Annotated in this window: 9 protein-coding genes; 8 read left to right on the forward strand and 1 reads right to left on the reverse strand. The window is 48.3% G+C overall.

Annotated features, from left to right (window positions below; translation table 11 throughout):
- Positions 1 to 61: 61 nt before the first annotated feature.
- A complete protein-coding gene (locus tag NYE37_RS02760) occupies positions 62 to 2,362 on the reverse strand; it encodes a sigma 54-interacting transcriptional regulator (protein ID WP_340711748.1) in 2,301 nt (766 codons plus the stop codon).
- A gap of 235 nt (positions 2,363 to 2,597) precedes the next feature.
- Here NYE37_RS02760 and NYE37_RS02765 point away from each other — a divergent pair, with 235 nt between their 5' ends.
- The 8 genes from NYE37_RS02765 to NYE37_RS02800 all read left to right on the forward strand — a co-directional run bounded on the left by NYE37_RS02765 (position 2,598) and on the right by NYE37_RS02800 (position 13,544).
- A complete protein-coding gene (locus NYE37_RS02765) occupies positions 2,598 to 4,100 on the forward strand; it encodes a carboxypeptidase M32 (protein ID WP_231855193.1) in 1,503 nt (500 codons plus the stop codon).
- Positions 4,101 to 4,281: 181 nt separating this feature from the next.
- Complete coding sequence (gene bioB / locus NYE37_RS02770) at positions 4,282 to 5,289, forward strand: biotin synthase BioB (RefSeq protein ID WP_049720594.1); 1,008 nt, start codon at positions 4,282 to 4,284, stop codon at positions 5,287 to 5,289.
- Positions 5,290 to 5,412: 123 nt separating this feature from the next.
- On the forward strand, positions 5,413 to 6,189 hold the full coding sequence (locus NYE37_RS02775) for a sporulation protein (RefSeq protein WP_037993110.1): 777 nt from the start codon (positions 5,413 to 5,415) through the stop codon (positions 6,187 to 6,189).
- A 280-nt stretch (positions 6,190 to 6,469) separates the two neighbouring features.
- Positions 6,470 to 6,853 (forward strand): hypothetical protein, encoded by a 384-nt coding sequence (locus tag NYE37_RS02780; RefSeq protein ID WP_037993108.1) that lies wholly within the window; start codon positions 6,470 to 6,472, stop codon positions 6,851 to 6,853.
- 203 nt (positions 6,854 to 7,056) lie between these two features.
- Complete coding sequence (locus tag NYE37_RS02785) at positions 7,057 to 7,857, forward strand: hypothetical protein (protein WP_049720593.1); 801 nt, start codon at positions 7,057 to 7,059, stop codon at positions 7,855 to 7,857.
- A 266-nt stretch (positions 7,858 to 8,123) separates the two neighbouring features.
- Positions 8,124 to 10,523 (forward strand): 3-hydroxyacyl-CoA dehydrogenase/enoyl-CoA hydratase family protein, encoded by a 2,400-nt coding sequence (locus tag NYE37_RS02790; RefSeq protein WP_255517131.1) that lies wholly within the window; start codon positions 8,124 to 8,126, stop codon positions 10,521 to 10,523.
- A gap of 22 nt (positions 10,524 to 10,545) precedes the next feature.
- The gene (locus tag NYE37_RS02795) at positions 10,546 to 11,727 is read left to right on the forward strand and encodes an acetyl-CoA C-acyltransferase (protein ID WP_037993103.1); all 1,182 of its coding nucleotides are present in this window, start codon (positions 10,546 to 10,548) and stop codon (positions 11,725 to 11,727) included.
- A gap of 44 nt (positions 11,728 to 11,771) precedes the next feature.
- Positions 11,772 to 13,544 (forward strand): acyl-CoA dehydrogenase family protein, encoded by a 1,773-nt coding sequence (locus tag NYE37_RS02800; protein WP_198050864.1) that lies wholly within the window; start codon positions 11,772 to 11,774, stop codon positions 13,542 to 13,544.
- Positions 13,545 to 13,802 lie beyond the last annotated feature (258 nt).

The raw sequence follows: 13,802 nt of genomic DNA on the forward strand, positions 1-13,802 counted from the left end.
CGCATCGGATGAGATTGGACACACCTGTGTGCAGCAAAATTACACACAAGGGTGGAACGGTTTAAACGGAAGACGCCGACAAACGGGTCATTTCTTGTGCCGTCATCGCCGGATATTGAACGGAAAAGACGGATTCCAGTTGGTGCAAAAGGTTTTTCCATAAATAGGATGGTTGTTCTGGCCGGGATTTATGCCCGCCACCGTGATTTTGGCGGGACGTTTGATTGATTTGTTCTTTCAGCAGTTGATCGGTGTAAATCGCCAAATGCATCCAGATCCCCAGTTCGCGTTCGGGGGTCCACTGAAATGTTTCTTGAAACGGCGCGCGATGTTTTTGGATCAGGTCGATATATTTTTTGGGATTAAAGTGGGTGACCGTCTCCCGCAATCCTTGTTCCATTAACTGAAAGAGCCGGTTTTCGGGTTCCGGTTTCATGTCGCGTTTAAAAGATGAAGTGCCCGGGCGGCTATTGGATAACAGTTCCTTCAATTTGTCCCATCCGGCGGGTTGGTACAGTTCCCAAACCGGAATGTATGGAACATCTTTCATCTTGGGGGGGACCGTCCCGACCACGGCGACCAGATGACAGGATTTCGCCAGTTCTTCCAACTCCCCGGATTCGCGTTCAAGCGGATCGATCTGCACCGCACGGATCAACACGTCCTGGTCTTGCTCCGGCAAGTGTTGTTTCAGCCAAAGTTCCAATGAAACCGCCGCTCCTTCGCCAGTTAAACAAACCGTGGCAATCACCCGCGGCTTCGGATCGGATGAACGGGGTTGATACAACGAGAAAAAAAGGGAGATTAAATCCAATTCATCTTTCGGCAAACGGATACCCAACGCTTGTTCCAAAGCGGTTCCGATCTGACCGGCCAGTTCTCGGTAAACCGGTTCAATTTTCAACCCGTTAAACGTTTTTTTCGCACGGGGTCCGGGTTGTTCCAAATAAGACTGGATGTGCAGGGCCAGGGCGTTGATCTTCGTGCCGGATATCTTTTGGGCCAGAGGATGGTTCCAATGATCCACACATTGCCCGAGCACCTGCCGGATCGATTGGAACAGACGGGTTTCCTGATCCCCGGAGGGTTGTCGGTTTTTGGCTGAGTGCAAAAGACGGGTGATATATTCATTGACCGTTTCCTGCAGTTGCCGGTTTAATTCTGCAGGCGAAATGTTTTGTTTGCTTAATTGTTCTTTGGCTGCCAGCAGTTCACGGTAGATGTTGCCCGCTTCGTCTGTGGCTGCCAGCAGTTCACGGTAGATGTTGCCCGCTTCGTCTGTTGTTTTTGCTTTTGCCTCTATGGGTGCCGGTTGATCTTTCATTTTGGCTTCGATGGCGGCCGAGATCCAGCCTTGTTTGCGCAGATGGGCCGGCAAATCATGCAGTTGAATCACCACTTCTTGTCCGGAACGGTTCATGTGTCGGAGGAAAGCGCGGGCGCACGCAATCTGGATATCGCTTTTTAATTGGCCGATGTTTCCAAAACAAGGATAAGTCAAAAGCCGCGAGCGGCATTCGGGGGACAGGGAAACGGGAATGTTCATCTGTTTGGATTCATTGAGGAGAAATTTTTCGATCAATTGTTCCCTCACCTGAACCGGACGCTTTCTGAGCGGCGGAATTTCAATTTGCACGGAGAAACGGCGCTGTAAGGTCGGCAATAACGCCTGTTCAGGAGGTTCGGTGGTGGCGCCGATCAGCCGGATGCGGGCAGGGTGTTCCACGGAAGCTTCCCCCAGGCGACGGTAAAATCCTTGGTCCATCAGGTAAAAAAGCATTTCTTGTCCCGATGGGGGAAGACGGTGGATTTCATCCAAAAACAAAATGCCGCCATTGGCCCGCTCCACCAACCCGGCCCGGTTTTCCTGCGCACCGGTGTAGGCGCCTTTCTTCACGCCAAACAGTTGAGCCAGAAGCAATTCGGGGTTTTGGGCGTATTCCGCACAGTTAAAAGAGACAAACGGAGTGTTTGGCGGAAGGTAATTTTTTTCGATGGCCACTTCGACCAATTTTTTGGCCATATAGGTTTTTCCGACACCGGTTTCCCCGGTAAACAAAATGGGAAGCCCTTTGGGAGGATATAAAAGAGCTGCCAGGGCATCGTCCAGCAATCCGTCATCTTCAGCCGGTTTCTGGCGGGAGGTTGCCTGGATTTTGCCCGGGTCATCCGCAGGAAAATACCGCACCGGGCGACCCGCCTGTTTCCGGGCGCGTCCCAGTTTGACCAATTCATTTAAATACCGGCTGGCGGTGGAACGGTTCAGGCCTGATATCTTTCCGACTTGTTGTGCCGTCATTCCTTCCGGGTTTTCCAGGCAGGATTGACGGAGAACTTGTTCGATCCAATCCCGCTTTTTCATGGTACCGCCTCTTTTTCTCATTCTTCTAAGTATCATACACACTTTGCACACTAATTGTCACCCGAGCGTGTAAAAAAGGCAAGAAAAAATGAAATCCAAATTTAACCGTACACCGGCAAAACCGATGATTTTCATTTTTTTCGGGCATCGCCTGGGATGTGATGTTTTGGTACAATAAACAAAGATTGACTGAATCTCCGGACTCTTTGCCCGGCAAACTGGAGGGAAATCGATTTTGCATGAAAAATGGGAAGCATTAAAAACGAAGTTGCGCGAAATATATGATTTGGAAGCAACGATGGCCATATTAAGCTGGGATCAAAATACATACATGCCCCCGGCTGCAGCGGAAGCAAGAGGACACCAACTGTCCCTGTTGGGGAAACTGGTGCATCAGAAAAAAACGGATCCACGGTTGGGCGAATTACTGGAGGATCTGGAAAAAGCGACGGCTTCTTCATCCTTGGATTCCGATCAGGCAGCCATCGTCCGGGTTGCCAAACGGCAGTATGAGGAAGCACAAAAAGTTTCGGCGGATTTCATGGCCCGTTTTTACAGGCATATCACCGAAACCAACCAGGCGTGGTTGGAAGCGCGGGAAGCCAATGATTTTGGCAAAGTGATTCCTTACCTGAAAAAGACGTTGGAACTCAGTTTGGAATATGCCGACTTTTTTCCGGAAAAAGAGCATGTGTCCGACCCGTTGATCAACCGTTCGGACTACGGGATGAAAGCGTCGATGCTCCGCAAGTTGTTTCATGAGTTGCGAAGGGAATTGGTTCCCTTTGTGGAAGCGGTGACGAAGAAGCCGGCTTCGGACCGTTCCTCTTTGGAGCAATCTTATCCGGTGCAAAAACAGCTGGATTTCAGCAAGGAAATTATCAAGCAGATGGGATTTGATTTCAACCGCGGGAGAGTGGATTTGTCGGCCCACCCATTTATGACGCGGTTTGCGGCAGGAGATGTTCGCATCACCACCCGCGTCAATGAACGGGATATCAGCGAAGCGTTGTTCAGTACGATCCATGAAGCCGGGCATGCGCTGTATGAATTGGGGATTCGCCCGGAATATGACGGAACCCCGCTTTATGACGGGACCTCTTCCGGGGTACACGAAAGCCAGTCGCGTCTGTGGGAAAATGTGATTGCCAGAAGCCGGGAGTTTTGGACCTATTTTTATCCGCAATTGCAGGCCACGTTCCCGACCCAGTTGGGAAGGGTGACACTGGATGAGTTTTACCGGGCCATCAATCATGTGAAGCGGTCGCTGATCCGTACGGAAGCGGATGAATTGACATACAACTTGCATGTGATTATCCGCTTTGATCTGGAACTGCACATGCTGGAAGGAAAACTCCGGGTGGAAGATTTGCGTGATGCATGGAATGAACGTTATCAGTCCGATCTTGGAATCACTCCTCCCGATGACCGTTCGGGCGTATTGCAGGATATCCATTGGTATGCGGATTTTATTGGCGGACAGTTTCAGGGCTATGCGCTTGGAAATATCTTAAGTTGCCAATTTTACGAAGCGGCATTAAAAGATGCCCCTCACATCCCGGATCAAATTGCACACGGGAGCTTTACCGCTCTTCATTCTTGGTTGAAAGAACAGATCTATCAGCATGGAAGCAAATATACAGCAGATGAATTGATCCGGCGGGCAACCGGATCGGAACTGACCATCCAACCCTATCTGGATTATTTAAGAAAAAAATACAGTGAATTATATTTATAGGAGATTCTGACAGCAAATGTCCCGGGGGCATTTGCTTTTTTCTAAAGGAAAAAAGCCGGCTGTGGTATACTTATATTGTAAATGTAAACTATTTATTTCGATTTGGTTTACAATTGAATTGGCCCGACACCGGTTGATCCGGAGATTGGGTTCATGCATTTTTAAGGAGCAGGAGGTTTCTATGACACTTCATTCTTTCAGAAGCTTGTCCAAATGGGAAAAGTTGGCGGATAAGGCGCTTCAAGGAGAAACATTGAGCATGGAAGAGGGCCTTTCGGTGTTAAATGCACCGGATGATGAATTGCTGCCTTTGTTGCAAGCCAGCTTCCGTGTCCGGTGCCATTATTTCGGGAAAAAGGTCAAATTAAATATGATCATCAATGCCAAAAGCGGGCTTTGTCCGGAAGATTGCGGTTATTGTTCGCAATCGGTCGTTTCGCAGGCTCCGGTTGAGCGATACAGTTTATTGAAAAAAGAGGAATTGGTCGACGGGGCAAAAGAAGCCTTGGCACGAAAAGCCGGGACCTATTGCATTGTGGCAAGCGGGCGCGGACCGACCCGACGTGAACTGGATGAAGTGGTTCAAGCGGTTCGGGAAATCAAAGAAAAATATCCGCTAAAAATTTGCGCTTGTTTGGGGATCTTGAATGATGATCAAGTCAAACGGTTAAAAGAAGCCGGCGTGGACCGTTACAACCACAACCTGAATACCGGCGAAAAACACTATGAAAACATCACCACCACCCATACGTATCAAGACCGGGTGGAAACACTGCAATTGGTGAAGAAGGGGGGCATTTCCCCTTGCTCCGGCTATATTGTCGGCATGGGGGAAACCCAAGAACAAGTCGTGGAAATGGCTTTGGCCTTGCGTGAACTGGATGTTGATTCGATCCCGGTGAACTTCTTGAATCCCATCCCCGGAACGCCTTTGGAAGGGATGAATGAATTAAATCCGCGTTATTGTTTAAAAGTGCTTGCGTTGTTTCGTTTCATATGTCCGCAAAAGGAAATTCGGGTTTCGGGAGGAAGAGAAGTCAATTTGCGCCATTTGCAAGCATTGTCCCTCTATCCTGCCAATTCCATTTTTGTCGGGGATTACTTGACGACAGAAGGCCAATCGGCCTTGTTGGATCATCAAATGATACGGGATATGGGATTTGAGGTGGAAGAGGCAGAAGAAGATTGAACTTTTGCCTTGTGAAAACGGCCTGACAAAAATCCAAGAAAGCACATTGATTGATCCGCTCGCCGTGAGGAATGTATGGTAAGATGGGAGTAAATTACATAATGATGAAAGGATGGAGCGGATTTGTTTAAGAAAATTCTAGCTTCTTTGGGAGTGGGAGCGGCCAAAATCGATTTGGTTTTGGATTCCGATGTGGTCACCATGGGTGAAGAGGTCACCGGAAAGGTGTATGTTGAGGGAGGCGAAGTCGAACAGCTAATCGAAGAGTTGGAAGTCCACTTCAATCTGGCGTCCTCTTTTAAAAAGGACGATGAAATCAAGTATGTCAATGAAACCATCGCAACCATTCCGGTGATGCAGGAAGAATTTGTGGTCCGGCCCGGGGAAAAAAGAGAATTTGATTTCTATTTTAAATGTCCTGAACTGCTCCCGGTTTCATCCGTCAACACCCGTTATTATTTCCAATCCAATTTGGAAATCATAAGCGGCATTGATGCCAAGGACCGGGACGTTGTCGATGTAAAGCCGTCGGGCCTTCTCAAAAACTTTTTGGGCGGTTTTGCAAAGCTGGGCTTTGTTCACTATGGAGAAGGGTATACCGGCCAACGGAACGGAGGCGTCCAAATCATCCAGTTTCATGCCACCGATTGGATGCGCGGCAAATTTGATGAAATCGTGTTTCAGTATAAACCGAAACAGGCGGTAAACAGCGTCAGAGGATTTTTTGAATTGGATAAGAAAACCAAAGGGTTGATCGGCATGCTGGCAGATGAGCTGGATTTGGATGAAAAAAAGGGAGCTTTTGAATTCCGTGCGGAAGAACTTTCCTCTGAAGAGGCGGCGGCAGAAACCATACGCAATTTCATCATCAAAAATTCTTCCGGATTAATTACCGGATAATTATGGAAATTAATGATTCCCTCGATCCCGATGGACGAGGGATATTTATTTACATAAAATAAACTTCTTGGAAACAAAGATTCAACCTGTAAAATCAAATTTTGTTTAATTTTAGTTGTAATTAAAATTACTGGTTAACAAAGACATGGAATTTTTAAATTTTCCCGGGAGGAAAGAATTATAAAAAGATATAAATATATATATAAAACTTTTTTATGACAAAGTTTTACGAAATAAAACAGAAAATCATCCAGGTCTTTGTGGGGGGAGGAGCAAACCGATGATATATATCTGTTTGCTGATACTGTCGTATTTGTTTATCAGCATCAACCGGGCGTTGTTGGGAATCCCGGGTTTTTTCTATTATTCCAGTGTCCGGCCGGTCTTGAAAATGTACTTCCGGGATAAGCTTTTTAAAGTGGAAGAAGTGTATTATTGGGAAATGGCCGAATCACTGGGAGACCGGGCTTTGTGGTCGATTTTGCCGGCGTATGTGTTGGCGTTTGACTTGTTGGATCTTCCGAATGTTTGGTTGAAAGCGGGGACTTTCCTTTTCATCAACTATTTGTGGTGCCTCTTTTATGCCGCGGCTTTGGTGAAAGAATATATTCCCCAGACCCCCGCATTGAGACCGCGTGTGATGCGGGCAAGCAATCATTTATAAATTAAGGTGGAACGTTGCTCAGGCATCCGTCGGGGATGCACCGGGCAACTTTTTGCTTTCTAAAGGGATGTTTAAAATAACAAGGAATCCAACTGTTAATTAATAGATATTTTAAAACTATTTAGAAATATATGTTATAATGAATGTAACCATGAATGGAAAATTTCATGAAATCTGGGTTTTCTTTGGAAGGGAGGAAAGGGATGAAAAAGGGGTGGACCGCCTTTTTCGCTTTTTGGCTGGTTGTGGCGGCGCTTCCTTTATCACACAGCTTGGCTCAGGATGCCTATTCGATTCGGTGCAGTGTCGGTTTTGATGAACAAAGTGAACGGTATTATGTGTATGCGCGGCTCACGGTTGGATCCGGCGATCAAGTGGAAGGAAGCTGGTATTATTTTGACCGTGAACACAACCAATCGTTCCGCGAGATTGGCGATCGCGATGTCTCTTTTTTAAAGATCGGGAATGATGCCGGGAAAACCGCGGCACTCCTCAAGTTTGACGGGATTATCAACCGCAAGCCGTATATATTGGAAGAAAACTGCACGTTTACCCGGGAAGGCATTCGGTTGCAAGTGTCACCCTCCCAAGAGGGCATCCGCGCTTCCGGGGAAATTTTATATGGGAGTCAAGCGGCAGGAAAATGGCATTTTCAAATTTTTGATCAACAAGGACAAGAAAAAGCTTCCATTTGGCTCCGGCAAAACGGGGAGACCGCAAGCCACCGGTTTGAGGCGCTTCCTCCTGGCGCTTATCAGGCACAGCTCACCTTTGACGGGACGATCAACGGCGACCGGCGAATATTAAGAGATGCTTATTCGTTCCAAGTCTCTCCCGAAAGCTCTTCACCGGCTTCTGAAGACGAACCCGGCTTGCCGGATTCCGGTCCGAATCCTTCGCAAAGCAGCTCCACTCCGTTTTTCTTCACACCCGTTGCCATCTTTTCGGTTGTCGCATTGGGGGCGGGAATCATCATTTGGATCGTTATTTATCGAAAAATGTGACGAATCAAAAGGAACCGGATCGTTTTGAAAAAATATTTTTGTCAGAAGGAATTAAAAAGTCGATAAAAACCCTTGACGAAAATAAAAAACAGAGAAATAATATTATTGAAATTAATTATAAACAAAATAAAATTTGTTAAGTTATGAATTGGTGTCAATCCTCTTGTAGTCAAAGCCGATCCTTAGGGATAGGTTTTTTTCTATCCCTCAAGTGAATGACTGTTCATTCAGACGGGGTTTTTTAAAAGAAGAGAGGAGGAGAACTCTTGCGACACATTCAAAAAGCAGCAGTGTTGGGCGCAGGTGTCATGGGGGCATCGATCGCCGGGCATCTTGCGAATGTAGGAATTCCCACTTTGTTACTGGACATTGTGCCGCGCGATTTGACGGAAAAGGAAAAGCAGAAAGGACTGACGCTTGAAGACCGGGCGGTTCGCAACCGTTTGGCTCAGGCCGGGAAAGACCGTTTGTTCAAGGAAAAGCCATCTCCGCTTTATACGAAGGAAGCGGCTGAACGGATAGAAATCGGAAACATGGAAGACGATTTTGACCGCTTGTCCGAGGTGGACTGGGTGATCGAAGTCGTTGTGGAAAATTTGGAAATTAAACAAGATTTGTTCAAGCGCCTGGAAAATGTTTGGAAACCGGGCATTGTGGTCAGTTCCAACACTTCGGGCATTTCCATCAATAAGATGGTGGAGGGCCGTTCCGAAGAGTTCCGGAAGCATTTTTTGGGGACGCACTTTTTTAACCCCCCGCGCTATATGAAATTGTTGGAGATTATTCCAAATGAAAAGACCGATCCTGCTATTGTCGAAGGCATGAAGTCTTTTGCCGAGGAGGTTCTGGGCAAAGGGGTGGTCATATGCAAGGATACCCCCAACTTTATTGCAAACCGCATCGGAACTTACGGGCTTCAAGTCACGTTAGAGGCGATGGAGGAAATGGATCTCGGACCGGCTGAAGTGGACGCGATCACCGGACGTGCCATGGGGCGGCCCAAAAGCGCCACCTTCCGTACCCTGGATCTGGTGGGATTGGATACGTTTGTCCATGTGGCAAACAATGTGAGAGAAAATGTGGATGATCCGGAGGAAAAAGCCGCTTTTGAGGTTTCTCCCCTCCTGAAAAAAATGGTGGAAAACGGGTGGCTCGGTGAAAAGAGCGGCCAAGGATTTTATAAACGGGTGAAAACGGAAAAAGGAAAAGAGATCTTGGTCTTAAATCCGAAAACGCTTACTTATGAACCGCGCCAAAAACTGAAAGCCCCTTCACTGGAAGCGAGCAAACGGGCAAAAGGGCTGCCGAAAAAATTGCGAGCTCTGGTTTATGCCGATGATGTTGCCGGAAAATTGGCTTGGACTATCACGAAAAAAGTGCTTCTTTATTCCGCTGCCCGTCTGGAAGAAATCGCCGATGACATCACCAGTGTGGATCGTGCGATGAAATGGGGATTCAACTGGGATTTGGGGCCGTTTGAAATGTGGGATGCCGTCGGGCTTGAAGAATCCGTCAACCGGATGCGCGAAGAAGGAGAAACCATCCCGCAATGGGTGGAAGAGATGCTTCAGTCCGGAAAAACCGCTTTCTATCAAACGGAAGACGGAAAAACCCGGGTGTTCGCGATTGGCGGCAAGTATGAAGAAGTAAAAGAGCATCAAAAAGCGATCTCTTTGGCCCGCTTGAAAGAACAAGGGAAGAAAATCTTCGGAAACCGGGGAGCCTCCCTGATTGACCTGGGCGATGACATTGCTTGTCTGGAAATCCATTCCCCCAAACAAGCACTGGGGCCGGAAGTGATCAGCATGATCAACAAATCGGTCAAAGAAGTGCGGAAGAATTACCGGGGACTCGTCATCAGTGCGGAAGCGCCCAACTTCTGTGTCGGCGCCAACCTGATGATGCTCTTAATGGAAGCCCAAGATTACAACTGGCCGGAAATCGATTTGATTGTTCATCAGTTCCAGCAAGCCATGGGCTCTTTGCGGACCCTTGAGAAACCGGTCGTTGCCGCACCTTATGGCATGGCGTTGGGCGGCGGCGTTGAGGTGTGCTTGCCGTGTGACCGGATTCAGGCAGCGGGAGAAACCTATATGGGGCTGGTTGAAGTCGGTGTCGGTTTGATTCCGGGCGGTGGCGGCAACAGCGAAATGTTGCTCCGCTTCACCGAAGGCGTGGATCCCAAAGACCGGATTTCTTTGCAGCCTCTGGTGAATCACATCTTTATGACCATCGGGCAAGCCAAGGTGTCAACCAGCGGTGAAGATGCCCGTAAATATAAATTCATCCGTCCGTATGACGGTATTACCGTCAACAAAGATCATTTGATTTACGATGCAAAACAAGTGGCGCTGGGACTTTACAACGCAGGTTATAAAGCGCCTCAACCGCGTAAAATCCCGGTGGTCGGGGAAACGGGATACAACACGCTGAAACTCGGGGCTTACGGTCTCTTGAAGTCGGGATATATCAGTGAGCATGACTACAAAATTGCAAGCAAACTGGCTTTTGTTCTGTCCGGAGGAAATGTGCCGGAAGGAACGCTGGTGGATCAGCAATATCTGTTGGATCTCGAACGGGAAGCCTTTTTGAGTTTGATCGGAGAACCCAAAACCCAACAAAGAATGCAACATATGTTGGCCAAAGGAAAGCCTCTTCGCAACTAACATTTGAAAAGGGGGAGAAAATATGCGCGAAGCAGTCATTGTGGCCGGCGCCCGTACTGCGGTGGGAAAAGCGGGAAAAGGGAGCTTGCGCAATTACCGGCCGGATGAAATGGCCGCAGCTGTTGTTTCGGATCTGATGCGGCGTGTTCCTCAGGTGGATCCCAAGGAAGTGGAAGATGTGATCTTGGGATGTGCGTTTCCTGAGGGAGAGCAAGGGATGAACCTTGCGAGAATCGTCGCTTTGAGGGCGGGACTTCCCACGGAGGTTCCGGGAATGACCGTGAATCGCTTCTGTTCTTCCGGCCTGCAAACCATTGCCATTGCGGCGGAAAAAATTATGTGCGGATTTGCCGACATCATGATCGCCGGCGGTGTCGAAAGCATGAGTATGGTGCCGATGGGCGGATATAAACCGGCGCCCAACCCCTATCTGATGGAACATTTGCCGGAAACCTACATGTCCATGGGGCATACGGCGGAAGAAGTGGCAAAGCGGTACAACGTGACAAGAGAAGATCAGGACCGTTTTGCCCTGGCCAGCCACCAAAAGGCGGCGGCAGCCATCAAAGCGGGGAAATTTAAAGATGAAATCGTTCCGTTGACCGTGAAAGAACATTTCTTTGATGAAAACGGAAAACTGCAAGTCAAAGAGCGGGTCTTTGACACTGATGAAGGCGTTCGTCCCGACACCAATCTGGAAGTGCTTGGGAAATTGCGTCCGGTTTTCCACGTGAACGGAACGGTGACCGCGGGGAACTCTTCGCAAACGAGTGACGGAGCGGCCGCTGTGATGATCATGTCCCGTGAAAAAGCCGAGGAACTGGGTGTGAAACCGCTGGCGATTTTCCGCGGATTCACCCTGGGCGGGGTGGATCCGGATGTCATGGGAATCGGTCCGGTGGCAGCCGTCCCCAAATTGCTTGAAAAAACGGGCATTCGCCTTGAGGACATCGATTTGATTGAGCTGAATGAAGCCTTTGCTTCCCAATCGGTGGCCGTGATCCGGGAGTTGGGACTGGATCACGAGAAGGTGAATGTCAATGGAGGCGCCATTGCCTTGGGCCATCCCCTGGGATGTTCCGGAGCGAAATTGACCGTTTCCATCTTGGGAGAACTGGAACGGCGCAATCTTCGTTACGGGCTTGTCACCATGTGTATCGGCGGCGGCATGGGAGCTGCGGGCATTGTGGAACGGGTAAGCTGACCCGGCCAATCCATCAGGTTTTAAATTAACGGGAGGGAAGAAAAATGACAGATACAAAAGCAAAAGGCGGAGCTTATTTACTGGAGCAAAGAGATCCGGAAACCGTGTTTACCCCGGAAGATTTTACAGAAGAACATAAGATGATCGCCAAAACGACCGAAGACTTTGTCAAAGACAAAGTATGGCCGGTTTTGCCGGAAATTGAGAATCATCAATTTGAACATACCGTGCGTTTGTTGAAAGAAGCAGGAGATTTGGGACTCCTTGGTGCCGACGTGCCGGAGAAATATGAAGGGCTGGGGCTGGACAAAGTCAGTTCCAGTTTGATCACGGAGAAAATTTCTCTTGCCCGTTCTTTTGGTTTGTCCCACGGGGCGCATGTGGGGATCGGATCCCTTCCGATTGTCTTTTTCGGAAATGAGGAACAAAAGAAAAAATATCTGCCGGATTTGGCCTCCGGACGGAAACTTGCCGCTTATGCCTTGACGGAACCCAGTTCCGGATCAGATGCCCTGGGGGCAAAAACGACGGCGAAATTAAGCGATGACGGCAAATATTACATCTTAAACGGGGAGAAACAATGGATTACCAACTCCGGCTTTGCCGATGTGTTTATCGTGTACGCCAAAGTGGATGGCGACAAGTTTACGGCGTTCATCGTGGAACGTGACTTCCCCGGTGTTTCTGTCGGGCCGGAAGAAAAGAAAATGGGGATCAAAGGTTCATCCACCCGCACCTTGATCCTGGAAGACGCCAAGGTTCCGGTGGAAAACCTGCTCGGAGAATTGGGTAAAGGGCACAAAATCGCCTTTAACATTTTGAATATTGGCCGTTACAAACTGGCCATCGGTACCGTGGGTTCCTCCAAACGGGCCATCGAGATCTCGGCGCAATACGCCAATGAACGGAAACAATTTAAAGTCCCGATTTCTAAATTTGGCCTCATTCGCGAAAAATTGGCCAACATGGCGACAAAAGTGTATGCTTCGGAAAGCTTGGCGTACCGGATTGCGGGAATGTTTGACGCCAACCTGGAAGGAGTGGAAAACGCGGAAGGTTCCGTGGTGGCCAATGCGATCGGAGATTTGGCGATCGAATGTTCCGTGTCGAAAGTGTTCGGTTCCGAAGTGCTCGATTATGTGGTGGATGAAGGGGTACAAATTCATGGCGGTTACGGTTTCATGAATGAATACGAGATTGAAAACATGTATCGCGATTCCCGGATCAACCGCATTTTTGAAGGAACCAACGAAATTAACCGTTTGATCATTCCGGCCACCTTGATGCGGAAAGCATTGAAAGGGGAATTGCCTTTCTTGCAAGCCGCGCAAGACCTGCAAGAAGAATTGTTGACCATGATGCCGTACTTCCCGGATGAAGATGCTCCGGTCTTGGAAGCTGAAGAACATTATGTGGAAAATGCGAAGAAAATCTTCTTGATGGTCGCCGGACTGGCCACGCAAAAATACGGTGAGAAAATGCAGAAAGAACAAGAGTTGTTGCGTGACCTGGCGGATATCGCCATCGAAACCTTTGCCATGGAGAGTGCTTTGTTGCGCACGAAAAAAGCCATTCTTAAAAATGGTGAAGAAAATGAACAAGCCAAAATCGATTACACCGTGGCCTTCATCTATGCTTCGATGCAAAAAGTGGATGCACTGGCCCGCCATGCTTTGGCAGCCATCGAAGAAGGCGATGTCCTGCGCACACAACTTTCGGTATTGAAAAAGCTGACCCGGATTCAACCGGTAAACGAAGTGGAACTGAAACGCCGGATTGCCGCCCGGATCATCGATGCCGAGAAATATGTGGTTTAATCGGCGTTTTCAGGCTGTTGACAAAATCGTCAACAGCCTTTTTTTATTGAAAAATTTCCTTTCATGTCTTTTCAATGACGGTTTCGTCCTGAAGCAGATGTTCGCTTTGCTCCGGGGAAGGCAGGTGAACGAGGAAACGTCTTCCGCCATGAACGTGCGTTTGAAATTCAGCGGCTTTCAGGGAGCTTTCAGGGATTTTATATCCAAATATTTTTTATTATTTCTATATGATGAATCGGAATCAAATCCCCCCTTTTG

It is taken from the genome of Thermoactinomyces sp. FSL K6-2592 (assembly GCF_038006465.1).
In the GTDB taxonomy this organism is placed as follows: Bacteria; Bacillota; Bacilli; order Thermoactinomycetales; family Thermoactinomycetaceae; genus Thermoactinomyces; species Thermoactinomyces vulgaris.